The organism is Nocardia vulneris (genome assembly GCF_001613425.1).
In the GTDB taxonomy this organism is placed as follows: domain Bacteria; phylum Actinomycetota; class Actinomycetes; order Mycobacteriales; family Mycobacteriaceae; genus Nocardia; species Nocardia vulneris.
In genome coordinates this window covers 18,591-44,549 of sequence record NZ_BDCI01000031.1, presented here as the reverse complement: position 1 = coordinate 44,549, position 25,959 = coordinate 18,591, and the positions used below count along the sequence as shown (strand labels likewise).

The window sequence follows — 25,959 nt, the reverse complement described above, 5'->3', positions numbered from 1 at the left end:
GGAAGGATTGGCGGTATCGAATATCCGGCGGCCGGCCGGTCGCGCCGATCCGAAGGAATTGATATGGCGACTGCGGTAGGAATCGATCTGGGAACTACGAACTCTGTCATCGCGAGCTGGCAGGGCGGCGAGCCGGTGGTGATCGCCAATGCCGAGGGCGCGCGTACCACGCCATCGGTGGTTGCCTTCACCGAAAGCGGTGAGCGACTCGTCGGTCAACTCGCGCGCAGACAGGCGATCTTGAATCCGAAGGGCACGATCTATTCGGCGAAGCGATTCATCGGGCGTCACTTCGACGAGATTTCGGCCGAAGCCAAGGCAGTGAGCTTCGACGTCGTCGAGGGCGAGGGCGGTGTTGCCCGATTCGATGTGCGGGGCAAGTTGTATGCGCCCGAGGAGATCAGCGCGCTGGTGCTGCGCAAGCTGGTCGACGACGCGAGCAAATATCTGGGGGAGCGGGTCAAAGAAGCGGTGATCACCGTGCCCGCCTACTTCAACGACGCGCAGCGCAATGCCACCAAGGACGCGGGCCGGATCGCGGGACTCGACGTCCTGCGCATCATCAACGAGCCGACCGCCGCCGCGTTGGCGTACGGATTGGACAAACAGACCCACGAGACCGTGCTCGTATTCGACCTCGGCGGTGGCACTTTCGATGTCAGTCTGCTCGACGTCGGCGAAGGCGTAGTGGAGGTCCGCTCCACCGCGGGTGATTCGCATTTGGGCGGTGATGACTTCGACCGGCGCATCGTCGACTATCTCGCCGACGAATTCCAGCGCGCCGAGCACATCGACCTGCGGGCCGATCCGCAAGCGCTGCAACGACTTTTCGAGGCGGCGGAGAAGGCGAAGGTCGAGCTGTCCTCGGTGACACAGACACAGGTGAATCTGCCCTTCGTCACCGCCGACGCGAATGGACCCAAGCATCTCACCACCACACTGATGCGCTCGAAGTTCGAGGACCTGACCGCGGATCTTGTACAGCGCTGCCTCGGCCCGGTCGAGCAGGCCATGACCGACGCCAAGGTCACCGCCAATGACATCGACGAGGTGATCCTGGTCGGTGGTTCCACCCGCATCCCGGCGGTCCAGGCGCTGGTGCGCAGGCTGACCGGTGGCAAGGACCCGAACATGAGCGTCAACCCCGACGAGGTCGTCGCGCTCGGCGCGGCGGTCCAGGCCGGCGTGCTCAAGGGCGAGGTCTCCGACGTGCTGCTGCTGGACGTCACGCCGCTGTCGCTGGGCGTGGAGACCCAGGGCGGGGTGATGACGAAGATCATCGAACGCAACACCACCATCCCGGCCCGGCGCAGCGAGGTGTTCTCCACCGCGGAGGACAACCAGCCCGCGGTCGATGTGGTGGTGCTCCAAGGCGAACGCGAGCGTGCCGCCGACAACCGGGTGCTCGGCCGGTTCCGGCTGGAGGACATCCGGCCGGCACCACGCGGCCAGGCACAGGTCGAAGTCACTTTCGACATCGACGCCAACGGCATCCTCAATGTCACCGCTCGCGACAAGGACACCGGTAAAGAGCAGAGCATCACGATCAGCGAGCAGTCCAATCTGGACCAGAGCGAAGTCGACCGGATGCTCGCCGAGGCCGAGCGGCACCGCCGCGAAGACGAACAACTGCGTAAGGCCGTTGATGCCCGCAACGCGTTGGATTCGGCCGCGTACCAGGTGGAGCGGCGGCTTGCCGAACTCGGCGAGAGCGCGCCGCCACATGAGCGCGCACGCGCCGAGATGCTGATCGCCGAGGCCCGACAGGCCGTCAAAGAAGAAGCGTCGCTGGATCGGGTGCAGTCGCTCACCTCGGAACTGCAGCAATTGCTGTACGGGTTGCAATCCACGCAATCCGGTGGCGGCGACGCACAGTCCAGTTACGCGGGCGCGGGCGCGCGGGCGGGCTCGCCCGGTGACGACGACGTGATCGACGCCGAGTTCGACCAGAGCTGAGGAGGTTTCGGCGATGGAAACCTCCGCGGACCAGTCGATCACCGACACCCCCGACCCGGACCAGGAACAACCCGAGGCCCAGAGCTCCCAGTGGGAAGACCGTTGGCGGCGCACCGCCGCCGATCTGGACAACCTACGCAAGCGCTACGCCAGGGATCTCGATCGAGAGCGCGTGGCCGAACGAGCGAAGGTGGCCGGTGCCTGGCTACCGATGCTGGACAACTTGGAACTCGCGCTGGCACACGCGAACAGCGAGACGGCCCCACTCGTCGCGGGCGTCCGCGCGATCCGGGACCAGGCGGTGCAGGTACTCGAACAGCTGGGCTACCCGAGACATTCGGAGGTGGGAGTCCCGTTCTCCCCGGAAATGCACGAGGTGGTCAGCGTGGTCGACCGGCCCGATTTCCCGACGGGGACCGTGGTCGAGGTGCTACGCCCCGGCTACGGCGAGAGCGGACGCCAGCTGCGCCCAGCGGCCGTGATCGTCAGCAGAGCTGCGGGGTGAGCGTCGGTGGCGCGCGACTACTACGAGGTCCTCGGGGTTTCCCGCGACGCCGACAAGGACCAGATTCAACAGGCATATCGCAAGCTGGCGCGGCGATATCACCCGGATGTGAATGTCGATCCGGCGGCGGAGGATCGGTTCAAGGAGGTCAGTGAGGCCTACGAGGTCCTCTCCGATCCCTCGACGAGGACTCGCTACGACCGCTTCGGTGCGGACTTCCGGCGGGTGCCACAGGACTACGACGAACGGGTCGGCGCGGCCACCGGTGGATTCGGTGGCGACAGCGGCGGATTCGGCGGCGGGACCCGCGTGCACTTCGGTCGCGGTTTCGACGGCAACGTCGACTTCGGTGACATCTTCGGCGATATCTTCGGTGGCCGTGGCGGCGGCTACGGGCCGATTCCCGGCGCCGATCAGGAGGCCGTCCTCGAGCTGACCGTCGAGGAGGCCTACCGGGGCGGCAAGCGCAAGCTACGACTCGGCGAGCGCACCTACGACGTCGATATCCCGGCCGGGGTCATCGACGGCCAGCGGATCCGGTTGGCCGGGCAGGGCGGCAAGGGCAGCGGTGACGCGCCTGCCGGAGATCTCTACCTGGTCGTGCACATCACACCGCACCCGCGCTTCCGGTTGGTCGGCCGCGACATCTACCTCGCCCTGCCCGTGTCCCCATGGGAGGCGGTGCTCGGTGCCACTGTCGCGATCCCGACCCCGAGCGGCGAGGCGAAAGTCAAAGTGGCACCGGGCTCCTCGACCGGGCGCAAGCTGCGATTGCGTGGCGCGGGCATGCCCAATCCCCGCGGCGCCGACGGCAACCTGTACGCCGAGGTCAAGGTCATGGTGCCGGCGAAACCGACCGCGCGGGAACGCGAGCTGTTCGAGCAGTTGGCCGCCGCGTCGACCTTCGATCCGAGGAGAGAGCAATGAGCGCGCCTACACCCCGATACGTGATCGTGCGCCGAGCGGGGCTGCGGCTCGACGAGTTCTCCCGGCGCTGCGGTCTGCATCCGAGTGTGGTGCGCAGATGGGTCGCACTCGGGCTGCTCGACGTTGCCTGCGAAGGCACCGATCTTCGCTTCGAACCGTCCGCGGTGGCCGTTGTCGCCCGAATCCAGCGCCTACGGTCCGGGCTCGGATTGAACTACGCGGCAATCGGGTTGGTGCTCGATCTGCTGGACCGAATCGAAGAACTCGAAGCCGATCCTCGAAGGAGGACGTCGCGATGGACACCAGCAAGTTGACGGAGAAGTCTCGGGAAGCCTTGAGCGAAGCGCAGAACGCGGCGACGCGATTGGGGCACAGCGAGGTCGACGGCGAGCATCTGCTGCTCGCCTTGATCGACCAGCCGGACGGACTGGTGCCCCGGCTGCTCGACCACGCGGGCGCGGACCTCGACGTGCTGCGCGCCGACCTGAACCGCGAGCTAGCCCGCCGGCCCAAGGTGAGCGGTCCTGGCGCCGCGCCCGGGCAGGTGATGATCACTCGGCGATTAGCCGCGCTGCTCGCATCGGCCGAGCGAGAAGCCAAGCGACTCAAGGACTCCTACGTTTCGGTGGAGCACCTGATCATAGCGCTGGCCGAGGAGGGATCGGGCACTGCGGCGGGCCGGATCCTCGCGGGCCAGGGCATCACCAGGGAATCGTTCCTACAGGCGCTGACCACGGTTCGTGGTAATCAGCGGGTGACCTCGGCGACTCCGGAGGGCGCTTACGAGGCACTGGAGAAGTATGGCCGCGATCTCGTGGCCGAAGCCCGCGCGGGCAAGCTCGACCCGGTCATCGGCCGAGACGCCGAGATCCGCAGGGTGACACAGATTTTGAGCAGGAAGACCAAGAACAATCCAGTATTGATCGGTGATCCCGGCGTCGGCAAGACCGCGATCGTGGAGGGCTTGGCTCAGCGCATCGTCCGTGGTGATGTGCCCGAAGGCTTGCGCGACAAGACGATCTTCTCCCTCGATATGGGATCACTGGTCGCGGGTGCGAAGTATCGAGGCGAGTTCGAGGAGCGGCTGCAAGCGGTGTTGTCCGAGGTCAAGGCGGCCGAGGGCGGCATCCTGCTTTTCGTCGACGAGCTCCATACCGTGGTCGGAGCGGGATCGGCCGGCGGGGATGGATCCCTCGACGCCGGCAACATGCTCAAGCCGATGCTCGCCCGCGGCGAGTTGCACATGATCGGCGCGACCACCCTGGACGAGTATCGCAAACACATCGAATCCGATGCGGCACTGGAACGCCGATTCCAGACGGTGCTGGTGGACGAGCCCAGCGAGGAGGACGCGGTGTCCATCCTGCGCGGGCTGCGCGAACGCCTCGAGGTCTTTCATGGCGTGAAGATCCAGGACGGCGCACTGGTGGCCGCGGTAACCCTGTCGCATCGCTACATCACCGACCGCTTCCTGCCAGACAAAGCAATCGACCTGGTCGATGAGGCCTGTGCCCGGCTGCGCACCGAAATCGACTCCATGCCAGCCGAACTCGATGAACTCACCAGGAAGGTGACCCGGCTCGAGATCGAAGAGGCGGCACTGTCCAAGGAGACCGACGCGGCAAGCAAGGCTCGTCTCGATGAGCTCCGGCGCGAACTTGCCGATCTGCGGGCCGAGGCCGACTCTCGGCACGCCCAATGGGAGGCCGAACGGCAAGCGATCCGCCGGGTGCAGGAACTGCGTGGACAACTCGAGCAACTGCGCCACGAAGCCGAAGAGGCCGAACGCAACTACGACCTCAATCGCGCGGCCGAGTTGCGCTACGGCGAGATCACCAAGCTGGAACGCAATCTGCAAGCGGCAGAGGAACAATTGCAGGCCAAGCAGGGTAAGCAGCCGCTGCTGCGCGAGGTGGTCACCGAGGACGAGATCGCCGAAATCGTCGCCGCGTGGACCGGAATCCCGGTCGCCCGGCTACAAGAGGGCGAGCGGGAGAAGCTGCTACGGCTCGACGAAATCCTGCACGAGCGGGTGATCGGGCAGGAAGAGGCGGTGCAACTCGTCGCCGATGCGGTGATCCGAGCCCGGTCGGGCATCCGCGATCCACGCAGGCCGATCGGCTCGTTCATCTTCCTCGGACCCACCGGCGTCGGCAAGACCGAACTCGCGAAGACCTTGGCCGCAACACTTTTCGACACCGAAGACAATATGGTGCGCCTGGACATGAGCGAGTACCAGGAGCGGCACACGGTCAGCCGGTTGATCGGCGCGCCGCCCGGCTATGTCGGTTATGACGAGGGCGGGCAGCTCACCGAGGCGGTGCGCCGCAAGCCGTACTCGGTGGTGTTGTTCGACGAGATCGAGAAGGCACACGCCGACGTGTTCAATACGCTGTTACAGGTGCTCGACGACGGCCGGATCACCGATTCACAAGGCAGGCACGTCGATTTCCGCAACACCGTGGTCATCATGACCTCGAATATCGGCTCCCACCATCTACTCGACGGTGTCACCGCCGACGGCGAAATCAAGCCGGACGCACGCGATCGGGTGCTCGCCGAGCTGCGGGGACACTTCCGCCCGGAGTTCCTCAACCGCGTCGACGACATCGTGCTGTTCACGCCGCTGACGCTGCCCCAGATCGAGCACATCGTCGTGCTGCAACTCGAAGAACTCCGACATCGCCTGGCCGAACGGCAGATCACGCTCGACATCACCCCCGAGGCGCGCAGGCTCATCGCCCAGCACGGATTCGATCCGGTCTACGGTGCGCGGCCGTTGCGCCGCTACATCGCGCACGAAGTCGAGACGAAGATCGGCCGGGCGCTCGTGCGCGGCGATATCAGCCAGGGCGGCACCGTCACTGTCACCGTCGCCGGTGACGATCTCGCCGTCGCGTACACCGCCCCCGCGGTCGCGGCATGAAACGAGGTACGACTATGGAAACCGCGCAGATCAAATGCCCCAATTGCGGAAAGTACAACCGGGTTCCGGCCGCGGCGGCGGGCACACCACGCTGCGGCAACTGCCACAAACCGCTGCCGTGGATCGTCGCGGCAGGCGATGACGACTTCACCGAGGTGACCGGATCGTCCCCGGTCCCGGTCCTTGTCGACCTGTGGGCGACCTGGTGCCGGCCCTGCGTGCTGGTCAGCCCGGCGCTCGAACAACTCGCGACCGAACGTGCCGGTCGGCTGAAACTGGTCAAGGTCGACGTCGATGCCGCACCCCGCACCGCCGAGCGGTTCGTCGTGCGAGCGGTACCGACCTTGCTCGTACTCGACCATGGCGAGGTGCTGGCCCGGCAAGCCGGCGCCGCTCCGATGCCGGAACTGCGGAGATGGCTGGACCAAAACCTGTCCGACCGAACGGATAAGGACGTGAGTGCATGACCTCGATCCACACTGATCCCCACGTCGCGGCGATCCGGCCGGTAGCGCCGCGGACACCGCAGGGTTGCGAAGAGTGTCTGCAGCTCGGCACGCCGTGGCTGCATCTGCGGCTGTGCCTGACCTGCGGGCACGTCGGCTGCTGCGACTCGTCCCCGATGCGGCACGCACGAGCGCACGCCGGCGGGGTCGGCCACCCGATCGTCGAATCGATGGAACCCGGCGAGAATTGGCGCTGGTGCTACGTCCACCAGAACTTCGTCTGATGAGCGCCGAAACCCCGGATGATGTTGGCGCGTTTCCGCGGTTGTCGCAGGCGCAGGTGGTGACGCTCGCCGTCGGCGGTACCCGGCGCGCGGTACGTGCCGGTGCGACATTGGTTCGGGCCGGAGTGCGGAGCGACGAGTTCTTCGTGATTCTGTCCGGCACCGTCGCTATCGTCGACGACGATGCGGGCCGGGTGCTGCGTATCCACGGACCGGGCCGGTTCCTCGGCGAGCTGGGCCTGCTGGAAGGTCAGGTCGCGTTCTACACCGCGCAGATGATCGAGGACGGCGAGGTACTGGTCGTCCCGGTCCCCCGCATACGCGCACTGGTCGAACACGATCCGATACTCAGCGACCTCATTCTGCGCGCGTACCTGATCCGCCGCTGCCTGCTGCTCGGTATGGTCTCCGGGTTCCGGATCATCGGTTCCTGCTACTCGCCCGACTCCCGGCGGCTTCGTGAGTTCGCCGTGCGAAACCGGCTGCCGCACAACTGGATCGACCTCGAGCGCGACAGCCGAGCCGAGCAACTCCTCGCTGATCTCGGTATCGCGGCCGAGGACACTCCGGTCGTCATCTGGCGGGGCGAGCGAGTGCTGCGCAATCCGACGAATGCCGAATTGGCGCGCCTCATCGGCCTACCGGTGCCGCGGACTCGACGCGAGGTATGCGACCTCATCGTGGTGGGTGCCGGCCCGGCCGGTCTGGCCGCCTCGGTGTACGGTGCCTCGGACGGGCTCGATACCTCGGTGCTGGAGGCGATCGCGGCGGGCGGGCAGGCGAGCACCTCCTCGTGTATCGAGAACTACCTCGGCTTTCCCGCAGGCATCTCGGGCACCGAACTGGCCGAGCGAGCGGTCATCCAGGCCGGAAAGTTCGGTGCCCGGTTGCTGGTGTCCGCGGAGGTAACCGGGCTGGAAACCGAAGAGGGACACCACCTGCTGCGACTGTCCGGTGGCGGCGCGGTGCTCGGTCGCACCGTCGTCCTGGCCACCGGCGCCCGCTATCGCAGACTCGCCGTGACCGGGATCGAACGCTTCGAAGGCACCGGGGTGTACTACGCCGCGACCCACCAGGAGGCATCGAGGTGCGGCGTGGACCCGGTGGCGATCGTCGGCGGCGGCAATTCCGCCGGGCAGGCAACGATCTTTCTCGCCGGCCGCGTCGAGCGCGTGCACCTGCTCATCCGGGACGGCGATCTCGGCAAGAGCATGTCCCGCTATCTGGTCGAGCGGATCGAGCAGCATCCGCGGGTGACGGTGCACCGCAACACCGAGGTGCGCGAGCTGATCGGGGTCGGCGAGCTCGACGCCATCGTGGTCGAGAACAATCGCACCGCGGAACGGGAGACGCTCGCCGTGCGCGCCCTGTTCGTGTTCATCGGCGCGACGCCGTGCACGGCGTGGTTGGCCGATTCCGTGGCGCTCGACGCGCACGGTTTCGTCCGCACCGGCCCGGACGCGGTGTACCCGGCCGAGGATCAGCGCGATTCCGGGCGTCGGCCGCTGTCGCTCGAAACAAGCAGGCCCGGCGTCTTCGCGGTGGGCGATGTCCGGAGCGGCTCGGTCAAACGAGTCGCGTCCGCCGTCGGTGAAGGCGCGATGGCGGTACGCCACATTCACGAATACTTCGAGAGGAGCTGACCGAAATGCCGGTAATGGGCGTTGTCAAATTTCAGCGTTTCTTCCGTGCCGCGGCCGGGCTGCAGGTGCATCGCAATGATCTCGAGCGCTATACCGAGTTCATCGACGACAAGATCTACGACCTGTTCCTCGTCGCCAAGGCGTCAGCGAAGGCGAACACGCGTGACGTGATCGAACCGTGGGATCTGCCGATCACCGCAGGCCTGCAGCAGAGCATCCATCGGTTCGAGAAGCTGGATGAGGAGATCGAGCTGAAGCCGCTGCTCGACCAACTCGCCGCCCGTCCGCCGCTGGACTTGGCGCTCGCGCAGGAGACCGAGCATAGGCTGCCGCTGATCGCCGGTGGCCTGAGCGTGGCGCTCGCGCAGACGTTCGTCGCGATCGCCCCGAAGGCCAAGCATCCGGGAACCGCCGAATGGTCGGTGGTATTCGAGATATTCCATTTGCTGCTCTGATGCAACAATGACGCATATCAGCCCGGAGCTGTAACCGCCGGAACGATCGGTGTAACGTCAATGATCAACGCCCGCAGAATTATCCGCACCCGGATGTTTTCATTCGCAATGGATCGGTGCGTATGGCGGCGAGTTGATCGGCCGAAGATTTCAGGGTGGGCGTGGCTGAGGCCGCCGCAACGCCGGGTCCGACCGTCGACGGGCACACCCCTCGCTATGAACCAGAAACTTTTGAGTTATCCCATCGCTGACGGATTGGCCGATGCCCAACTGGCGTCGCTGCGTGGGCTGTGCGCGCTGTCGGCAGCACTGTCGAGCGAGCACGAAGTCGTGGAAATACTTCGTCTAGCACGTGCAGCAGTCCCGTCCCTCGGCTCGTGTCGCACGCTGGCGAGCTACCGCCGAGTGGACGGCGAATTCGAGCAGTACCCGCAGGTGCGACCCGCACAGCCCGGCTTGGACGCGCAGGTCAACGCCCAGGACGGCGCGGGCAGCGTGACCCTGGTCGACGAGAAATGGGGGTGGGCGTTCGCCTTGGGGAGTTTGTCAGGAGCCGTCGGTTCGCTCATTGTTGCCTCCGACGGTGCGCCGCGGCCCGACGAGATATTCCTGCTGGAAGTGCTGGCGCAGGTCACCGGTGCGGCGTTGGCCAATGCGGCCACTCACGAACACCTCTCCGTCCACGCGACCGAACTCGCCGAAATCAACCAACATTTGGTCGGCACAGTCCTACGCCTCGAACGTCAGACGCGAGTATTCGAGGTGCTCTCCGGAGCAGCCGCCTATGGACAGGGCGAACAGGGTATCGCCGACGCCATCGCCCAGCTGACCGATGTGCCGGTCGCGGTCGAGGACCCCTTCGGCAATCTGCGGGCCTGGTCTGGGCCCGGTCGACCGGAACCATATCCCAAAACCGCTCCGGAGCAGCGTGATCAACTGCTGCATCGGCTCGCGACCCACAACGCGCCGCTGCGGGTCCACGATCGGGTGATCATGCTCGTGAAGCCGCGTGCCGAGGTCCTCGGCATACTCGCACTGATCGCCCCTGACGATCAGGTGACTGAAACTCAGCTGTTCGCGCTGGTGTTCGGCAGCACCATGCTCGCCCTCGAGCTCGCACATCAACGCAATCTCGCCGAGATCGAGCTGCGGCTACGCCGCGATCTCGTCGACGATCTCGCCTCCGGCACCGACAACGACAGCGCCTACGCCCGCGCAGAAGCACTGGGACACGACCTGCGCGGCCCGCACTACGTTGTCCTGGTGCACAGCGCGGGCCGCGCCGATGCGATCGCCGAGGCCGCGAGCCGCGCCGTGGCGGCTCTGAATCTGCAATCAATCCAAGGCCGTCACGGCGGCATGCTCGTGCTGATCACCGACCGCAGACCGGATCCGGCCCGCTTGCACCACGCGCTCCGCGAGGGCACCGACGCGAGACCGGTAACAATCGGCATCAGCGGCCGGTGCGAGCAACCGAGCGATTTCGTGCGATCCTTCGCCGATGCGCACCGTGCGCTCCACATTCGGCGACGGTCGCGTGTACCGGACGGCGCGACGGCATTCGACGAACTCGGCTTCTATCGGCTGGTCGATCTGGCACACGCTGAAGGACAGGTCGAGGATTTCGTGCGCGAATGGCTCGGCACCCTCCTGGATTACGACGACGCGCGGAACTCCGACCTGGTGTCCACCCTCGCCCAATATCTCGAATGTGGCGGCAACTATGACCATTCCGCCGCCGCGTTACACATCCATCGCAGCACCCTGCGCTATCGCCTCGGCCGCATCCGTGAACTCACCGGCTTCGACTTACGCAATATGAATATCCGGTTCAATCTCCAAGCTGCAACGCGCGCATGGCAATTCCTCTCCGTCGTCCCGAATCCGTGACGTAGAGGTGTATCGCGCCAGTCAGGCACCCTCCGGCATGGGCGCGGGAACTTGGGACCGCGTAGTCGGTCCTCGCCATCCGGGTCAACGATGCGCTGTGCGGATGCCTCAGCATGCGCGTTGACAGCAGTACACGACGTGGTGCGCGAGATCGCCGTCGCGATGCGGGCCACCCACCGCTGTGATGGAGTGTCCACGCGTCAACACAACGAACCTGCTGGCGGACAGGATGTTTGGCACTACCATGGGCATCTCTTCCCGCGCTATCACGGCGACGACCTGTGCGGGGCCAGCCCACTGCCGGATTTCGCCCCTGGCGAACAACGGTGGGTCTATACCGACAAGCCGCGCAACCACTTCGGCTCTCCGCTCGGGAATGTGAACCCGCAGGGGCACGCAGCTAGCCGACCAGACTCGAACACGCTCAAATCGGCTACAGCGCGTTCTCGAGAGCCGGCCCAGACAACCGAACTCACCATCGCCGCCTGCCACCAGCTTGACGCAAGACACTCGCCGCAACTGTCGAACAAGCCGAGAACGCCGCTGCGGATCAGTCCTTCGTGGGGTCCGCTCCGGCCTGTTTGGATACCGAATCGCCCGGTTCGAGCGAATTCCACAGTGACCGATTCACCCGCACTTTGATGGTGCTGCCGTCATCGAGCCGCACGAACAGGCGGCGATAGAGATTCGCCCCGTCCAGCAGTCCGCGCGACTTCTCGACCACGGTCCCTTGCCATTCTCGCTGTGCCATCGGTCCGGCTCCTCGTTCGACTGCGTACCTGTGCCGCGCCATTCGCGGGGCGATCTCAGTGTTGTGCACGACGCAGGTCCGGGGCATCGCCTCAGCGGCGTATGTCGGGGGATACCGGAGATGTAGGCCATGGCATCCCCGATGCGGACCGGGCCTACCTCGCCCACGGCGAAGCTGTGGTTGCGCCCATCCGGAAGTGTCGCGGCATCGAATACGCGATATCACTCCCCGAATTGTGGTGCGGCCGTAAGCGCTGCGCCGAAATGCTCGTCGATGAAGGAGCCGGGATGTCCGCTGCGGGTCGCAAACTTTCCGTCGTGCCGTTCGCCGTCGCCACGGCACTGACCGGGATGCTGCTGACCGCGGCGGCCGTGGCCGAGGCCGGAACCGTGGAGCCGGACAAAGTTTTCAAACCCGCGGCGCGCTTATGCGTCCATCAGGTACGCGAGGCCGGTTGGCGCACAGACTTATTCGTGCGTTGCGTGCAGAACGAGATCGATCAGCGGATCGAGGACGGCAGCGAGAACCGCCGGTTCGAACAGGATGTGGACCGTGCATGGGCGTGCGTCGACGCGGTCGGCGCCCGGGGTGTCGCCGTAGCGAGCGAGCGGGACATCGCGGACGAGCTGGTGCAGTGCCTGCTCGACGCCGCGCTGAATCGTGTCGCCGAGTGATGTTGTTGCGCCCCAGTGGATCAGCGCGCGCTGCTCGTCGCGAAATGTTCGACGAGCAACCGGCTCGTCGGTTCCGGCGCTTCCTCGGGGATCCAGTGCGAGACGCCGGGTAGGATCTCGAGCCGGAACGGCCCGTCCGCGTAGCGTGCACACAGTTTGTTCCCGGTGTCGAGGACCGCGGTGTCGCCGTCGCTCCAGATCTGCAGCACGGGCGCGGTGACGTGCCCGCGCAGCATCCGGGGTGAGCCGAAAGGCATGCCGCGATACCAGTTCAGCCCGCCGCGGGCGATCACCCGGTCCCGCACGCGCGCGCTGTCGCGGGCGGCGACTTCTGCGGATTGCCCTGTCCGCCGGAGCAATTGGGGAAACAGGCCCGATCGCAGCAGCAGCTCGGGGAGCAGCGGCAGCTGGAAAAGGTACATGTACCAGGACGCCAGCCCCTGCTTGCTGGTCACCATGGCGCGGGCGAACGCGCCGGGATGCGGCACGGACAGCGCCGACAGCGAGAGCAGGCGATCCTGCATCGTGATCCCCGCCGCCCACGCCGCCACGGCGCCCCAGTCGTGGCCGACCACATGCGTGGGCCGTCCGATCTGCTCGATCATCGCCTCGACGTCGGCGGCCAGTTCGTCCATCCGGTACGCCCGGCGGCTGCGGGGTGCCGCGGTCGGGCTGGCGCCACGCTGATCCGGCGCGAAGGTCCGGTAACCGGCCTTGTTCAGCAGTTCCGCCACCGGCGTCCAGCTGCGCGAATCCTGCGGCCAGCCGTGCAGCAGCAGCACCGGTTCGCCGGTGAGCGGTCCGGTGTCCCGCACCGGGAACACCAGACCGGCGCGCTGGAAAGTGGTGATCCGGCTGGACTCGTCGGCAGAGATATCGGTCGCCATTGACCCTCCCGTGGTTCGCGGCTTCCTCTGTAGCGTGACATATCGTCCCGTTTAACGCTACTGCCGGTTACGTATATATCTCCCGGTGAAACCGGCATATCGGATCGACCGCGTGGCACCGCTCACAACCGGCCCGTGGCACCGCTCACACCGCCTATACCAGGTGAAAGCCCCGTCGCGGGCGCTGTTACGCTGCTTGCCGTAAGACATCCTTTAACGGACCGTCCCGTGAGGCGGGGAAGGAGGTCGGCATGGCTGTGCCCGAAGATCGGGCCGCCGAGTCCGGCGCTGCCGAGACATCGCAGCGACACACCCCGGAATGGGTGGGGGCGGGACGGGAGCTGTTGTCGGCTTCCGATGTCAGTCGGACCATCGCGCGGATCGCGCATCAGATCATCGAGAAGACCGCGCTGGACGCGGGCGCCATCGACGCCCCGCGCGTGGTGCTGATCGGCATTCCCACCCGCGGCACCTCGCTGGCCGCGCGGCTCACGGACAAGATCGAGGAATTCTCCGGCGTCCGGCCCGCGCTCGGCTCGCTCGACATCACCCTCTACCGCGACGACCTGCGCACCCGGCCGCACCGGCCGCTGGAGCGCACCTCGGTACCCGAGGGCGGGATCGAGGACGCGCTCGTCGTGCTCGTCGACGACGTGCTGTTCTCCGGCCGCACCGTGCGCTCGGCCCTCGACGGGCTGCGCGACCTCGGCCGGCCCCGCGCCGTGCAACTCGCGGTACTCATCGACCGCGGCCACCGCGAACTCCCGATTCGCGCCGACTACGTCGGCAAGAACGTGCCCACCTCCCGCGCCGAGGACATCTCGGTCCTGCTCACCGAACACGACGGGCGGGACGGGGTTTATCTGCGGCAGGAGGGGGAGTCGTGAGCGAGCGCAGCGAGGGAACCATCGACACAGCGGCCGAATGGCTTACGACGGAACCGAGCGTCAGCGAGGGGGAGTCGTGAGCGAGCGCAGCGAGGGAACCATCGACACAGCGGCCGAATGGCTTACGACGGAACCGAGCGTCAGCGAGGGGGAGTCGTGAGACATCTTTTGACGGTCACTGATCTGGATCGGGCCGGCGCGACGGCCCTGCTCGACGAGGCCGAACGGTTCGAGCAGGCGCTGCTCGGCCGGGAGGTGCACAAGCTGCCGACCTTGCGTGGTCGCACTGTGATGACGGTGTTCTACGAGAACTCCACGCGCACTCGGGTGTCGTTCGAGGTGGCGGGCAAGTGGATGAGCGCCGATGTGATCAACGTGAGCGCCAGTAGTTCGTCGGTGTCCAAGGGTGAGTCGCTGCGCGACACCGCGCTCACCTTGCACGCGGCCGGTGCGGACGCGCTGATCGTCCGGCATCCGGCTTCCGGTGCGGCACACCAGATCGCGCGCTGGATGGATGCCTGGGCCGTGCAGTCCGGCCGCACATCGGGTCCGGCGATCATCAACGCGGGCGACGGCACCCACCAGCATCCGACGCAGGCACTGCTGGACGCGCTCACGCTGCGCCAGCGGCTCGGCGATATCGAAGGCAAGCGGGTCGTCATCGTCGGCGACATCCTGCACAGCCGGGTGGCGCGCTCGAATGTCTTCCTGCTGAACACCCTTGGTGCGGAGGTGGTGCTGGTCGCGCCGCGCACGCTGCTCCCGGTGGGCGCGGACAGCTGGCCCGCCCGGGTCGCGCACTCGCTCGACGCCGAATTGCCCGGCGCGGACGCGGTACTCATGCTGCGCGTGCAGGCGGAGCGGATGAACGGCGGGTTCTTCCCGTCGGCCCGCGAGTACTCGATCAACTACGGCTTGTCCGAGCGCCGGATGGCGCTGCTGGACGAGCACGCGGTGGTGCTGCACCCGGGCCCGATGTTGCGCGGCATGGAAATCGCGTCACCCGTGGCGGATTCGCCGAAGTCGGCGATCCTGCAGCAGGTGACCAACGGAGTGCACATGCGGATGGCCGTCCTGTTCCGGCTGCTGGTCGGTACCCAGGAGGCGATCGCATGAGGACGAACAGCGAAGGCGTCATGAGTGAATTGCTGATCAGGGGAGCGCGGGTCTACGGCGAGGGCGAGCCGGTGGACGTGCTGGTGCGCGACGGCGTGATCACCGCGATCGGCACGGACCTGGCCGCGGGTGCGGACGCCGAGGTCATCGACGCCGCGGGCCAGATCCTGCTGCCCGGTTTCGTCGACTTGCACACGCATCTGCGCGAACCCGGCCGCGAGGATACCGAGACGATCGAATCCGGTTCCGCCGCAGCCGCGTTGGGCGGTTACACCGCGGTGTTCGCGATGGCCAACACCAACCCGGTCGCCGACTCGGTGGTGGTCACCGATCATGTGTGGCGGCGCGGGCAGGAGGTCGGCCTGGTCGACGTGTACCCGGTGGGTGCGGTCACGGTCGGGCTCGCGGGTAAGCAGCTCGCCGAAATGGGCACCATGGCAGCGGGTGCCGGCGCGGTGCGGATGTTCTCCGACGACGGCCACTGCGTCTACGATCCGCTGCTCATGCGGCGCGCGCTGGAGTACGCGAACACGCTCGGCGTGCTGATCGCCCAGCATGCGGAGGAGCCGCGGCTCACCGTCGGCGCGATCGCGCACGAGGGCCCGACCGCGGCCCGGCTCGGCCTGGCCGGCTGGCCGCGGGCGGCCGAGGAGTCGATCGTGGCGCGCGACGCGCTGCTCGCCCGCGATGCCGGTGCGCGCGTGCACATCTGCCACGCCTCCACCGCGGGCACCGTCGAGCTGGTGAAATGGGCCAAGGCGCAAGGGATCTCGATCACCGCCGAGGTCACCCCGCACCATCTGCTGCTGGACGATTCGCGCCTGGAGACCTACGACGCGGTCAACAAGGTGAACCCGCCGCTGCGCGAGGCGTCCGACGCCGCCGCGCTGCGCCAGGCCCTGGCCGACGGTGTGATCGACTGTGTCGCCACCGATCACGCCCCGCACGCCGAACAGGACAAGTGCTGCGAGTTCGCTGCCGCCCGCCCCGGCATGCTCGGCCTGGAGACCGCGCTGTCGATCATCGTGCAGACCATGGTGCAGCCCGGCCTGCTGGACTGGCGCGGCGTGGCCCGCGTGATGAGCGAGCAGCCTGCCGCGATCGTCGGGCTCGACGAGCACGGCCGGCCGATCGAGGTCGGCGAGCCCGCGAACCTGACGCTGATCGACCCGGACGCCACCTGGACGGTGCGCGCGAAGGAACTTGCCAGCATCTCGAACAACACCCCGTTCGAGGACATGACGTTTCCGGCCCGAGTGACAACGACGTTGCTCAGGGGACGAGTAACCGCCCGTGAGGGCAAAGCGGTACCGCAGGGCACAGGAGGTCCGTAAGTGGAAAGAACGCTGTGGGTGGTCGGCCTGCTCGCGCTGTTCGCTTTGTGCGTCTGGTTGATGTACCGAGGCTGGCAGAACCGGGCGGCGCGGCAGACGGACCGGATCGGCGAACTGCCCACCGTGCCCGCCGATCTCGGCGCGCAGGTGCTGGAGCCGACCACCGGCCTCTACCTCGGCAGCACCATCGCGCCGAGCTGGCAGGACCGGATCACGGTGGGCGACCTGGGTTTTCGCGCCACCGCGGAGCTGACCCGGTTCGAACGGGGGATTCTACTCGAGCGCGACGGCGCGACGGTGATCTGGATTCCGCAGGAGTCTGTCACCGCGGTGCGCACCGAGCGCGGGCACGCGGGGAAAGTAATGACACAGGATGGTGTGCTGGTGATTCGCTGGCAGCTGCCCACTGGGACCGAGATCGATACCGGTTTCCGGGGTGACGACAAGTCGGTGTACCCGGCTTGGACGCGGGGCCTGCCGAGCGAACAGACCAGCACGACGACGGGAGACGACGAGGGATGACACAGCAAGCAGCTGCTCTGGTGCTGGAGGACGGCCGGGTGTTCCGCGGTTCGGCCTACGGCGCCGTGGGCGAGACACTCGGCGAGGCGGTGTTCTGCACCGCGATGACCGGCTACCAGGAGACCCTCACCGACCCCAGCTATCACCGCCAGATCGTGGTCGCCGCCGCGCCGCAGATCGGCAACACCGGCTGGAACGACGAGGACGACGAGTCCGGCAAGATCTGGGTCGCCGGCTATGTGGTGCGTGATCCCGCGCGGCGCGCGTCCAACTGGCGCGCCACCACCACGCTGCCCGAGGCGATGCAGCGTCAGGACATCGTCGGCATCGCCGGGGTCGACACCCGCGCGCTCGTGCGGCACCTGCGCACCCGCGGCTCGATGAAGGCGGGCATCTTCTCCGGGCCTGCGCTCGCGGACGCCGACGAACTGCTGGCCCGGGTCACCGGTCAGCCGTCGATGCTCGGCGCCGATCTGGCCGAGGAGGTGAGCACCGACGCGGTGTACACCATCGAGCCGACCGGCGAACGGCGCTTCACCGTGGTCGCGGTCGACCTCGGCATCAAGACCAACACCCCGCGCATGTTCGCCGAGCGCGGCATGCGGGTGCACGTGGTGCCCTCGAACGCGCCGCTCGAGCAGATCCTGGACCTGAACCCGGACGGGGTGTTCCTGTCCAACGGTCCCGGCGACCCGGCCACCCAGGACGGCGCGGTCGCGCTGACCCAGGGCGTGCTGGAGCGCGGGCTGCCGCTGTTCGGCATCTGCTTCGGCAACCAGATCCTGGGCCGGGCGCTGGGCCGCGACACCTACAAGATGAAGTTCGGCCACCGCGGCATCAACATCCCGGTCGTCGAGCACGAGACCGGGCGCATCTCGATCACCGCGCAGAACCACGGGTTCGCGCTGGAGGGCGAGCAGGGCGAACAGTTCGACACCCCGTTCGGCAAGGCCGAGGTGAGCCACGTCTGCGCCAACGACGGCACCGTCGAGGGCGTCCGGCTGGTCGACGGCCGCGCGTTCTCGGTGCAGTACCACCCGGAGGCCGCCGCGGGCCCGCACGACGCCGCGTACCTCTTCGACCGGTTCGCCGGTCTCATGGCAGGCGGCCCGGCCGCGCAGCGGAAGGGAATCTGATGCCACGTCGTACCGACCTCGAACACATCCTGGTCATCGGCTCCGGCCCGATCGTGATCGGCCAGGCCTGCGAATTCGACTACTCCGGCACCCAAGCCTGCCGGGTGCTGCGGGCCGAGGGCCTGCGCGTCTCGCTGGTGAACTCCAACCCGGCGACCATCATGACCGACCCCGAGTTCGCCGACTCCACCTACGTGGAGCCGATCACCGCGGAGTTCGTCGAGAAGGTCATCGCCAAGGAACGCCCGGACGCGATCCTGGCCACCCTGGGCGGGCAGACCGCGCTGAACACCGCGGTCGCGCTGCACGAGAACGGGGTGCTGGAGAAGTACAACGTCGAGCTGATCGGCGCCGACTTCGAAGCCATCCAGCGCGGTGAGGACCGGCAGAAGTTCAAGGACATCGTCGCCAACGTGGGTGGCGAAAGTGCCCGCTCGCGCGTCTGTTTCACGATGGACGAGGTGCGCGAGACGGTCGGCGAGCTCGGCTTCCCGGTGGTCGTGCGGCCCTCGTTCACCATGGGCGGGCTCGGCTCGGGCATGGCCTACAACCACGACGACCTGGACCGGATCGCCGGCGGCGGCTTGGCCGCCTCGCCGACCGCGAACGTGCTCATCGAGGAATCCATCCTGGGCTGGAAGGAATACGAGCTCGAGCTGATGCGCGACGGCCGCGACAACGTCGTGGTGGTCTGCTCGATCGAGAACGTGGACCCGATGGGCGTGCACACCGGCGACTCGATGACCGTCGCCCCGGCCATGACGCTCACCGACCGCGAGTACCAGAAGCTGCGTGACCTGGGCATCGCGATCCTGCGCGAGGTCGGCGTGGACACCGGCGGCTGCAACATCCAGTTCGCGGTGAATCCCGCCGACGGTCGTCTGATCGTCATCGAGATGAACCCGCGCGTCTCGCGTTCGTCCGCATTGGCTTCCAAGGCAACGGGTTTCCCGATCGCCAAGATCGCCGCCAAGCTGGCCATCGGCTACACCCTGGACGAGATCGTCAACGACATCACCAAGGAGACGCCGGCCTGCTTCGAGCCGACGCTGGACTACGTGGTGGTCAAGGCGCCGCGGTTCGCGTTCGAGAAGTTCCCCGGCGCCGACCCGACGCTGACCACCACGATGAAGTCGGTCGGCGAGGCGATGTCGCTGGGCCGCAACTTCACCGAGGCGCTCGGCAAGGTGCTGCGCTCGCTGGAGACCAAGGCCGCGGGCTTCTGGACCCAGGCCGACGGCAAGTGGACCGACGTGGAAGCGATCCTGGACGACCTGCGCACCCCGACCGAGGGCCGCATCTATCAGGTCGAGCGCGCGCTGCGCCTGGGCGCGAGCATCGAAACCGTCGCCGCCGCATCGGGTATCGACCCGTGGTTCGTCGCCGAGGTCGCCGGACTGGTCGAGCTGCGTACCGAGATCATCGACGCGCCCGTGCTGGACGAGCCGCTGCTGCGGCGGGCCAAGCACTACGGCCTGTCCGACGGTCAGCTGGCCGCGCTGCGCCCGGAACTGGCCGGGGAGACCGGCGTTCGCGCGCTGCGGCATCGGCTCGGGGTGCGGCCCGTGTTCAAGACGGTCGACACCTGCGCCGCCGAATTCGAGGCCAAGACCCCGTACCACTACTCGGCCTACGAGCTCGATCCCGCTGCCGAGTCCGAGGTCGCGCCGCAGCGCGAGCGGGACAAGGTGATCATCCTCGGTTCCGGCCCGAACCGGATCGGCCAGGGCATCGAGTTCGACTACTCGTGTGTCCATGCGGCGCAGACCCTTTCGCAGGCCGGCTACGAGACCGTGATGGTCAACTGCAACCCGGAAACCGTCTCCACCGACTACGACACCGCCGACCGGCTCTACTTCGAGCCGCTCACCTTCGAGGACGTGCTCGAGGTCTACCACGCCGAAAGCGAGTCCGGGCGGGTCACCGGCGTGATCGTGCAGCTCGGCGGGCAGACCCCGCTGGGCCTCGCGCAGCGGCTCACCGAGGCGGGCGTGCCGGTGGTCGGCACCAGTGCCGCCGCCATCGACCTGGCCGAGGACCGTGGCGAATTCGGCGATGTGCTCGTCGCGGCGGGACTGCCCGCGCCCAAGTACGGCACCGCGACCACCTTCGCGCAGGCCAAGAAGATCGCCGCGAGCATCGGCTACCCGGTGCTGGTCCGGCCGTCCTACGTGCTCGGCGGGCGCGGCATGGAGATCGTCTACGACGAGCAGTCCCTGGAGGGATACATCTCCCGGGCCACCGAGCTCAGCCCCGAACATCCGGTGCTGGTGGACCGTTTCCTGGAAGACGCGATCGAGATCGACGTCGACGCGCTGTGCGACGGCGAGGAGGTCTACCTCGGCGGCGTGATGGAGCACATCGAGGAGGCCGGTATCCACTCCGGCGACTCCGCGTGCGCGCTGCCGCCGATCACCCTGGGCCGCAGCGATATCGAGGCGGTGCGCCGCTCGACCGTCGCGCTGGCCAAGGGCATCGGGGTCAAGGGCCTGCTCAATGTGCAGTACGCGCTCAAAGACGATGTGCTCTACGTGCTCGAGGCGAATCCGCGGGCCAGCCGGACGGTTCCGTTCGTGTCCAAGGCCACCGCGGTGCCGCTGGCCAAGGCGGCCGCGCGGATCATGCTCGGCGCCACCATCGCCCAGCTGCGCAAGGAAGGCATGCTGCCCGGTGACGGCGACGGCGGGCACGTCCCGCTGGACGCGCCGGTGGCCGTGAAGGAGGCCGTGCTGCCGTTCCATCGGTTCCGCAAGGCCGATGGCAGCGGCGTGGATTCGCTGCTCTCGCCGGAGATGAAGTCCACCGGCGAGGTGATGGGCATCGACGCCGATTTCGGCACCGCCTTCGCCAAGAGCCAGACCGCCGCCTACGGGTCGCTGCCCACCGAGGGCACGGTCTTCGTCTCGATCGCCAACCGGGACAAGCGCGCCATGGTGTTCCCGGTGAAGCGCCTGCACGACCTGGGATTCCGTATCCTGGCCACCGAGGGCACCGCAGAAATGCTGCGCCGCAACGGCATTCCGTGCGAGCGGGTGCGCAAGCACTCCGAACCCGAGACGGTGACCGGCGAGTCGGACACGCCGCAGCCCACGATCGTCGAGCAGATCCGCGACGGCGAGATCGACATGGTGTTCAACACCCCCTACGGCAACTCCGGTCCGCGCGTGGACGGCTACGAGATCCGCAGTGCCGCGGTGGGTGTGAACATCCCGTGCATCACCACCGTGCAGGGTGCGGCGGCCGCGGTGCAGGGCATCGAGGCCAGCATCAACGGCGGGATCGGGGTGCGGTCGCTGCAGGAACTGCACTCGGTGCTGCGTGGCTGATCGCGACGGTGGACGCGCCGCAGGACACGGAAGGAGGCCGGCGCGATGAAGACCTTCGGTGACCGATTGCAGCACGCCATGGCGCATTTCGGGCCGGTGTGCGTCGGCATCGACCCGCATCCGGGACTCTTGGCGTCCTGGGGGTTGAGCGTCGACGCGGACGGGCTGGAGCAGTTCGCGGAGATCTGCGTCGAGGCCTTCGACGGCCGGGTCGCGATGGTCAAGCCGCAGGTGGCGTTCTTCGAAACCTACGGTTCGGCCGGAATCGCGGTGCTGGAGCGCACCATCGAGGTGTTGCGGGCCTCCGGCACGCTGGTGCTCGCCGACGCCAAGCGCGGCGACATCGGCTCCACCATGGACGCGTACGCGCAGGCCTGGCTGGGTGCGGGCCCGCTGGGTTCGGATGCGGTGACGGTGTCGCCGTACCTCGGATTCGGTTCGCTCGCACCGGCTCTGGACCTCGCCGCGGCCGAGCACCGCGGGGTGTTCGTGCTCGCTGCCACCTCGAATCCCGAAGGGGCGCAGGTGCAACGGGTCGACACGGGGGCGGGTCGCACGGTCGCGCAGCTGATGGTCGACGAGGCCGCCGCGCGCAACGTGGGTGCGGGTTTCGGCTCGGTCGGCGTCGTGATCGGCGCGACCCTGACCGACGCCCCGGACCTGTCGGCGCTCAACGGACCGATCCTGATGCCGGGCGTCGGCGCCCAGGGCGGCGGGCCGGAAACCATCCGTGAGCTGGTCCCCGAGGCCATGTTCCGGGCGGCCGTGCCCGCGGTGTCGCGCGAGGTGCTGCGCGACGGACCGGACGTGTCCGCGCTACAGGCGGGGCTGGCCCGATTCCAGGAAGCGTTCGCGTTTCTCCAGAAATAAATGAAACGAACTCCGAGACCGGCGCACCAGCGCCGGTCTCGGTGCGTTTGCGGCCGGAAGTGCGCTGCTCGGGTGCGGTCATGTGCACGCGTGCATGTGGCCCGTAGCGGGGCCTGTACGCCCCGCCAGGCGGATTTTCCCCAGGATCGGTCTATCCGGCCCGATCAAGCCTTCAACCGCGCAGAATGGCGTCAGCGCGCGGTGCGCGGCTTGGTCCGGCGCACTGCCGCGGCGGCGCCCAACCGGTCATTTGACTGGACTGTGGCGCGCGACACGCTGAAAGACAGCACGACACGCGGAAAATTCCGAGAAAGTTCCTGGTCGGACTCGTCCGGGTTTGCCAGCGTCGCATGTCACGTCACCGCAACCTGCTGGCTAACGTGTGTCGGATGTGAAAACTCCCTGCTGAAGGGGCATTTCGCGATTTCGGCGGTACGATCTGCGCAGCGGCAGAGGGCCCTTGCGATTCGCATCGCTCTCGCGTCTACGGCATCCGGAATCATGCGCTGACCTGGGGGGTGGGTTCGCAATCTGCGGATGCCGTGGGTACGGTCGCTGAGACTGCCGGGTTACCGGCAGGAGTTGATGCAATGAACGATGAGACGGAGGAACCGTGGCCCTTCCCCAGCTGACTGACGAGCAGCGCGCCGCTGCTTTGGAGAAGGCGGCTGCCGCTCGCCGCGCTCGGGCGGAGCTCAAGGAGCGCCTGAAGCGAGGCGGCACCAACCTGAAGCAGGTCCTCACCGATGCCGAGTCCGATGAGATTCTCGGCAAGATGAAGGTGTCTGCGCTGCTCGAGGCCCTGCCGAAGGTGGGCAAGGTCAAGGCGGCGGAAATCATGAGTGAACTGGAGATCGCCCCCACCCGGCGTCTGCGCGGACTGGGCGATCGGCAGCGCAAGGCGCTGCTGGCCCGGTTCGACTTCGACGCCTGATAACGAGGGTGGTCGAACACACGCGGAAGGGTCGGCTGGTTGTACTGGTCGGCCCCTCGGCCGTTGGCAAGTCCACCGTGGTCCGCTGCGTCCGCGAGCGACTGCCGCACCTGATCTTCAGTGTGTCGGCAACGACCCGGGCTCCGCGGCCCGGGGAGGTCGACGGTCTCGACTATCGGTTCGTGTCCCGGGAAGAGTTCGACGCCATGATCGAGGCGGGTGAACTGCTCGAGTGGGCGGATATTCACGGTGGCTTGCAGCGTTCGGGCACCCCGGCAGCGCCGGTACGGGCGGCCCTCGCGGACGGCCTACCGGTGTTGGTCGAAGTGGACCTGGAGGGCGCGCGGTCGGTACGCAAAGCGATACCGGAGGCGACCCTGGCGTTTCTCGCGCCGCCGAGCTGGGACGAGCTGGTCTCCCGGCTCACCGCACGCGGCACCGAATCGCCCGAGGTGATCGCCCGCAGGTTGGAAACCGCCAGGACCGAACTGGCGGCCTGTGACGAGTTCGACATCGTCATAGTGAACGACGAGGTGACCAGCGCCTGTGAGCAGTTGGTATCGTTGTTCGTTAGCACAAATTCGAGTTCGTGACCCCGACCGGCTGCGGCCGGTCCGGCACGCTCGGGTTCACCAGCCCGGCCGGGCCTCGCCCGGCCACCACCTCCAACGCGCAGGAGCCCTCCTAGTGAGCAGTACGGACCTCAAGACCGTTCCCGCATACGACACCCCGATCGGCCTCACCAACCCCCCGATCGATGAGCTGCTGGAGCGCACTTCGTCCAAGTACGCCCTGGTCATCTACGCGGCCAAGCGGGCCCGCCAGATCAACGACTACTACAACCAGCTCGGCGACGGCATCCTCGAATACGTCGGCCCGCTGGTCGAGCCCGGCCTGCAGGAGAAGCCGCTCTCGGTTGCCATGCGCGAGATCCACTCCGACCTGCTCGAGCACTCCGAAGGCGAGTAGGCCCGAGTGTGCGCGTCGTCCGATGGACGCCGCGGTACCGAATTCCCCGCGGCGCGGGGATGAACCAGCAGCCGGAGGCACAGTGAGCACCACACGGATCGTCGTCGGCGTCGGCGGCGGCATCGCCGCCTACAAAGCCTGCTCGCTGGTCCGGCGGTTCACCGAGACCGGACACCGGGTTCGGGTGATCCCCACCGAGTCGGCGTTGCAGTTCGTCGGTAAGGCCACCTTCGAGGCGTTGTCCGGGAGCCCGGTGCACACCGATGTGTTCACCGACGTGCCCGAGGTGCCGCATGTCCGGCTGGGCCAGGAGGCGGACCTCGTGGTCATCGCCCCGGCGACCGCCGACCTGATGGCGCGCGCGGCCCAGGGCCGCGCCGACGACCTGCTCACCGCGACCCTGCTGACGGCCCGATGTCCGATCGTGTTCGCGCCCGCGATGCACACCGAGATGTGGGAGCATCCGGCGACCGTCGCCAACGTCGCGACGCTGCGCGCCCACGGTGCGATCGTCATGGAGCCCGCGTCGGGCCGGCTCACCGGCACCGACACCGGCCCGGGACGGCTGCCCGAGCCCGAGGAGATCTTCGGGCTGGCCACCCTGCTGCTGGAACGCGCCGACGCCATTCCGCGTGACCTCGAGGGCCGCCGCGTGGTGATCACCGCGGGCGGCACCAGGGAACCGCTGGATCCGGTGCGTTTCCTCGGCAACCGCAGCTCGGGCAAGCAGGGCTACGCCCTCGCCCGGGTCGCGGCACAGCGCGGCGCGCACGTCACGCTGATCGCGGGCAACACGATCGAGATGGCCGCACCCGCGGCCGTCGACCTGGTGCACATCACCACCGCCGAGCAGTTGAAGACCGCGGTGGACAAGCACGCGGTCGGCGCCGACGCGGTGATCATGGCGGCGGCGGTGGCCGATTTCCGGCCCACCGACGTGGCCGCGGCCAAGATCAAGAAGGGCGCCGGCGAACCCGACGTCATCGCGTTGACCAAGACCACCGATATCCTCGCCGGCCTGGTGCAGGCCCGGCGGGACGGGCAGCTGCCCGGCACCGCGATCGTCGGATTCGCCGCCGAGACCGGTGACGAACACGGCGACGTGCTCACCTACGCGCGGGCCAAGCTGGCCCGCAAGGGATGCGATTTGCTGGTGGTCAACGCGGTCGGCGAGGGCAAGGCGTTCGAGGTCGACACCAACAACGGCTGGTTGCTCGGTGCGGACGGTACCGAACAGTCGCTCGACCACGGGTCGAAAGCGCTGCTCGCCAGCCGGGTGCTCGACGCGCTCGGGCCGCTGTTGCGCTGAAACTCATTGTGCGACTGGGATAATGCCCCAGGAACTATCATCAACCGAGTGACGTCAGGGTGAACGATCGATCCCGCTGGGGGAGAGCCAGCTCTCGCCGAGTCCAGCGCGTCAGTGGTTTGCCATAGTCTGGAACGAAGGGTTTGCGCGGCGACGGCATCGCGTTACTGTCGCAAATCGTACGAATGACCCGTGAGGGAGAGGGAAGAACT

The 25,959-nt window shown here is 67.4% G+C and carries 25 protein-coding genes; 23 read left to right on the top strand and 2 right to left on the bottom strand.

Annotated features, from left to right (window positions below; genetic code table 11):
• The first annotated feature begins 63 nt into the window (after window positions 1-63).
• From dnaK to NVU01S_RS43640, 11 genes are all read left to right on the top strand, one after another.
• Window positions 64-1,956, top strand: a complete 1,893-nt coding sequence (gene dnaK / locus NVU01S_RS29315) for a molecular chaperone DnaK (RefSeq protein WP_043680201.1) — start codon at window positions 64-66, stop codon at window positions 1,954-1,956.
• Window positions 1,957-1,969: 13 nt separating this feature from the next.
• Window positions 1,970-2,461, top strand: a complete 492-nt coding sequence (locus NVU01S_RS29310; protein WP_043680198.1) for a nucleotide exchange factor GrpE — start codon at window positions 1,970-1,972, stop codon at window positions 2,459-2,461.
• Window positions 2,462-2,467: 6 nt separating this feature from the next.
• Window positions 2,468-3,388, top strand: coding sequence for a DnaJ C-terminal domain-containing protein (locus NVU01S_RS29305; RefSeq protein WP_043680194.1), 921 nt, complete (start codon window positions 2,468-2,470; stop codon window positions 3,386-3,388).
• Window positions 3,385-3,702: a chaperone modulator CbpM gene (locus NVU01S_RS29300; protein WP_043680190.1), complete on the top strand. Its 318-nt coding sequence runs from the start codon at window positions 3,385-3,387 to the stop codon at window positions 3,700-3,702. The genes NVU01S_RS29305 and NVU01S_RS29300 overlap by 4 nt, the downstream gene beginning before the upstream one ends.
• Complete coding sequence (gene clpB, locus NVU01S_RS29295; RefSeq protein WP_043680188.1) at window positions 3,684-6,314, top strand: ATP-dependent chaperone ClpB; 2,631 nt, start codon at window positions 3,684-3,686, stop codon at window positions 6,312-6,314. The genes NVU01S_RS29300 and clpB overlap by 19 nt, the downstream gene beginning before the upstream one ends.
• A 14-nt stretch (window positions 6,315-6,328) precedes the next feature.
• A complete protein-coding gene (locus NVU01S_RS29290) occupies window positions 6,329-6,781 on the top strand; it encodes a thioredoxin family protein (RefSeq protein ID WP_043680185.1) in 453 nt (150 codons plus the stop codon).
• Window positions 6,778-7,044, top strand: a complete 267-nt coding sequence (locus NVU01S_RS29285) for a UBP-type zinc finger domain-containing protein (RefSeq protein ID WP_043680182.1) — start codon at window positions 6,778-6,780, stop codon at window positions 7,042-7,044. The genes NVU01S_RS29290 and NVU01S_RS29285 overlap by 4 nt, the downstream gene beginning before the upstream one ends.
• Entirely contained in the window at window positions 7,044-8,687 is a 1,644-nt protein-coding gene (locus tag NVU01S_RS29280) for an FAD-dependent oxidoreductase (protein ID WP_156161917.1), read from the top strand. The genes NVU01S_RS29285 and NVU01S_RS29280 overlap by 1 nt, the downstream gene beginning before the upstream one ends.
• A 14-nt stretch (window positions 8,688-8,701) precedes the next feature.
• Complete coding sequence (locus tag NVU01S_RS29275; protein WP_175068923.1) at window positions 8,702-9,142, top strand: DUF1931 family protein; 441 nt, start codon at window positions 8,702-8,704, stop codon at window positions 9,140-9,142.
• Between the two features lie 216 nt (window positions 9,143-9,358).
• Entirely contained in the window at window positions 9,359-11,032 is a 1,674-nt protein-coding gene (locus tag NVU01S_RS29270; RefSeq protein WP_043680174.1) for a PucR family transcriptional regulator, read from the top strand.
• Between the two features lie 90 nt (window positions 11,033-11,122).
• Complete coding sequence (locus NVU01S_RS43640) at window positions 11,123-11,674, top strand: HIT family protein (RefSeq protein WP_156161916.1); 552 nt, start codon at window positions 11,123-11,125, stop codon at window positions 11,672-11,674.
• On the opposite strand, the gene NVU01S_RS29265 is transcribed toward NVU01S_RS43640, so the two are convergent.
• Window positions 11,583-11,783 (bottom strand): DUF7489 domain-containing protein, encoded by a 201-nt coding sequence (locus tag NVU01S_RS29265; protein ID WP_043680171.1) that lies wholly within the window; start codon window positions 11,781-11,783, stop codon window positions 11,583-11,585. The genes NVU01S_RS43640 and NVU01S_RS29265 overlap by 92 nt on opposite strands.
• A 287-nt stretch (window positions 11,784-12,070) precedes the next feature.
• Here NVU01S_RS29265 and NVU01S_RS29260 point away from each other — a divergent pair, with 287 nt between their 5' ends.
• Window positions 12,071-12,457, top strand: a complete 387-nt coding sequence (locus NVU01S_RS29260) for a hypothetical protein (protein WP_043680168.1) — start codon at window positions 12,071-12,073, stop codon at window positions 12,455-12,457.
• A 20-nt stretch (window positions 12,458-12,477) separates the two neighbouring features.
• Here NVU01S_RS29260 and NVU01S_RS29255 read toward each other — a convergent pair whose 3' ends face one another.
• Window positions 12,478-13,344, bottom strand: a complete 867-nt coding sequence (locus NVU01S_RS29255) for an alpha/beta fold hydrolase (RefSeq protein WP_043680165.1) — start codon at window positions 13,342-13,344, stop codon at window positions 12,478-12,480.
• A gap of 251 nt (window positions 13,345-13,595) precedes the next feature.
• Here NVU01S_RS29255 and pyrR point away from each other — a divergent pair, with 251 nt between their 5' ends.
• The 11 genes from pyrR (at window position 13,596) to coaBC (ending at window position 25,747) form a co-directional block, all read left to right on the top strand.
• Complete coding sequence (gene pyrR / locus NVU01S_RS29250; RefSeq protein WP_043680161.1) at window positions 13,596-14,231, top strand: bifunctional pyr operon transcriptional regulator/uracil phosphoribosyltransferase PyrR; 636 nt, start codon at window positions 13,596-13,598, stop codon at window positions 14,229-14,231.
• Window positions 14,232-14,387: 156 nt separating this feature from the next.
• Window positions 14,388-15,347 carry an aspartate carbamoyltransferase catalytic subunit gene (locus NVU01S_RS29245; RefSeq protein ID WP_014986456.1) on the top strand — a complete coding sequence of 320 codons (960 nt, stop codon included), beginning with the start codon at window positions 14,388-14,390 and terminating at the stop codon, window positions 15,345-15,347.
• A complete protein-coding gene (locus NVU01S_RS29240) occupies window positions 15,344-16,681 on the top strand; it encodes a dihydroorotase (RefSeq protein WP_244467547.1) in 1,338 nt (445 codons plus the stop codon). The genes NVU01S_RS29245 and NVU01S_RS29240 overlap by 4 nt, the downstream gene beginning before the upstream one ends.
• Window positions 16,682-17,203 carry a PH-like domain-containing protein gene (locus NVU01S_RS29235; protein ID WP_043682002.1) on the top strand — a complete coding sequence of 174 codons (522 nt, stop codon included), beginning with the start codon at window positions 16,682-16,684 and terminating at the stop codon, window positions 17,201-17,203.
• A complete protein-coding gene (gene carA / locus NVU01S_RS29230) occupies window positions 17,200-18,339 on the top strand; it encodes a glutamine-hydrolyzing carbamoyl-phosphate synthase small subunit (protein ID WP_043682005.1) in 1,140 nt (379 codons plus the stop codon). Before NVU01S_RS29235 ends, carA begins: the two co-directional genes overlap by 4 nt.
• Complete coding sequence (gene carB, locus NVU01S_RS29225; RefSeq protein ID WP_043682008.1) at window positions 18,339-21,665, top strand: carbamoyl-phosphate synthase large subunit; 3,327 nt, start codon at window positions 18,339-18,341, stop codon at window positions 21,663-21,665. The genes carA and carB overlap by 1 nt, the downstream gene beginning before the upstream one ends.
• A 45-nt stretch (window positions 21,666-21,710) precedes the next feature.
• A complete protein-coding gene (gene pyrF / locus NVU01S_RS29220) occupies window positions 21,711-22,535 on the top strand; it encodes an orotidine-5'-phosphate decarboxylase (protein ID WP_043682011.1) in 825 nt (274 codons plus the stop codon).
• Between the two features lie 613 nt (window positions 22,536-23,148).
• Window positions 23,149-23,469 carry an integration host factor, actinobacterial type gene (gene mihF / locus NVU01S_RS29215; RefSeq protein ID WP_014986450.1) on the top strand — a complete coding sequence of 107 codons (321 nt, stop codon included), beginning with the start codon at window positions 23,149-23,151 and terminating at the stop codon, window positions 23,467-23,469.
• A gap of 8 nt (window positions 23,470-23,477) precedes the next feature.
• The gene (gene gmk, locus NVU01S_RS29210) at window positions 23,478-24,062 is read left to right on the top strand and encodes a guanylate kinase (protein ID WP_042262657.1); all 585 of its coding nucleotides are present in this window, start codon (window positions 23,478-23,480) and stop codon (window positions 24,060-24,062) included.
• A 94-nt stretch (window positions 24,063-24,156) separates the two neighbouring features.
• Complete coding sequence (gene rpoZ / locus NVU01S_RS29205) at window positions 24,157-24,438, top strand: DNA-directed RNA polymerase subunit omega (protein WP_014986448.1); 282 nt, start codon at window positions 24,157-24,159, stop codon at window positions 24,436-24,438.
• 22 nt (window positions 24,439-24,460) lie between these two features.
• Window positions 24,461-25,747, top strand: coding sequence for a bifunctional phosphopantothenoylcysteine decarboxylase/phosphopantothenate--cysteine ligase CoaBC (coaBC, locus tag NVU01S_RS29200; RefSeq protein ID WP_373864221.1), 1,287 nt, complete (start codon window positions 24,461-24,463; stop codon window positions 25,745-25,747).
• Window positions 25,748-25,959 lie beyond the last annotated feature (212 nt).

Coding starts and splice junctions, on each gene's coding strand:
- NVU01S_RS29260 (WP_043680168.1), top strand. CDS start 12,071: ATGTCCGCTGCGGGTCGCAAACTTTCCGTCGTGCCGTTCGCCGTCGCC.
- NVU01S_RS29255 (WP_043680165.1), bottom strand. CDS start 13,344: ATGGCGACCGATATCTCTGCCGACGAGTCCAGCCGGATCACCACTTTC.
- clpB (WP_043680188.1), top strand. CDS start 3,684: ATGGACACCAGCAAGTTGACGGAGAAGTCTCGGGAAGCCTTGAGCGAA.
- NVU01S_RS29310 (WP_043680198.1), top strand. CDS start 1,970: ATGGAAACCTCCGCGGACCAGTCGATCACCGACACCCCCGACCCGGAC.
- NVU01S_RS29280 (WP_156161917.1), top strand. CDS start 7,044: ATGAGCGCCGAAACCCCGGATGATGTTGGCGCGTTTCCGCGGTTGTCG.
- NVU01S_RS29240 (WP_244467547.1), top strand. CDS start 15,344: ATGAGGACGAACAGCGAAGGCGTCATGAGTGAATTGCTGATCAGGGGA.
- NVU01S_RS29285 (WP_043680182.1), top strand. CDS start 6,778: ATGACCTCGATCCACACTGATCCCCACGTCGCGGCGATCCGGCCGGTA.
- carA (WP_043682005.1), top strand. CDS start 17,200: ATGACACAGCAAGCAGCTGCTCTGGTGCTGGAGGACGGCCGGGTGTTC.
- NVU01S_RS29290 (WP_043680185.1), top strand. CDS start 6,329: ATGGAAACCGCGCAGATCAAATGCCCCAATTGCGGAAAGTACAACCGG.
- carB (WP_043682008.1), top strand. CDS start 18,339: ATGCCACGTCGTACCGACCTCGAACACATCCTGGTCATCGGCTCCGGC.
- NVU01S_RS29270 (WP_043680174.1), top strand. CDS start 9,359: ATGAACCAGAAACTTTTGAGTTATCCCATCGCTGACGGATTGGCCGAT.
- pyrF (WP_043682011.1), top strand. CDS start 21,711: ATGAAGACCTTCGGTGACCGATTGCAGCACGCCATGGCGCATTTCGGG.
- NVU01S_RS29265 (WP_043680171.1), bottom strand. CDS start 11,783: ATGGCACAGCGAGAATGGCAAGGGACCGTGGTCGAGAAGTCGCGCGGA.
- pyrR (WP_043680161.1), top strand. CDS start 13,596: ATGGCTGTGCCCGAAGATCGGGCCGCCGAGTCCGGCGCTGCCGAGACA.
- dnaK (WP_043680201.1), top strand. CDS start 64: ATGGCGACTGCGGTAGGAATCGATCTGGGAACTACGAACTCTGTCATC.
- coaBC (WP_373864221.1), top strand. CDS start 24,461: ATGGACGCCGCGGTACCGAATTCCCCGCGGCGCGGGGATGAACCAGCA.
- NVU01S_RS29275 (WP_175068923.1), top strand. CDS start 8,702: ATGGGCGTTGTCAAATTTCAGCGTTTCTTCCGTGCCGCGGCCGGGCTG.
- NVU01S_RS29300 (WP_043680190.1), top strand. CDS start 3,385: ATGAGCGCGCCTACACCCCGATACGTGATCGTGCGCCGAGCGGGGCTG.
- NVU01S_RS43640 (WP_156161916.1), top strand. CDS start 11,123: ATGCGCTGTGCGGATGCCTCAGCATGCGCGTTGACAGCAGTACACGAC.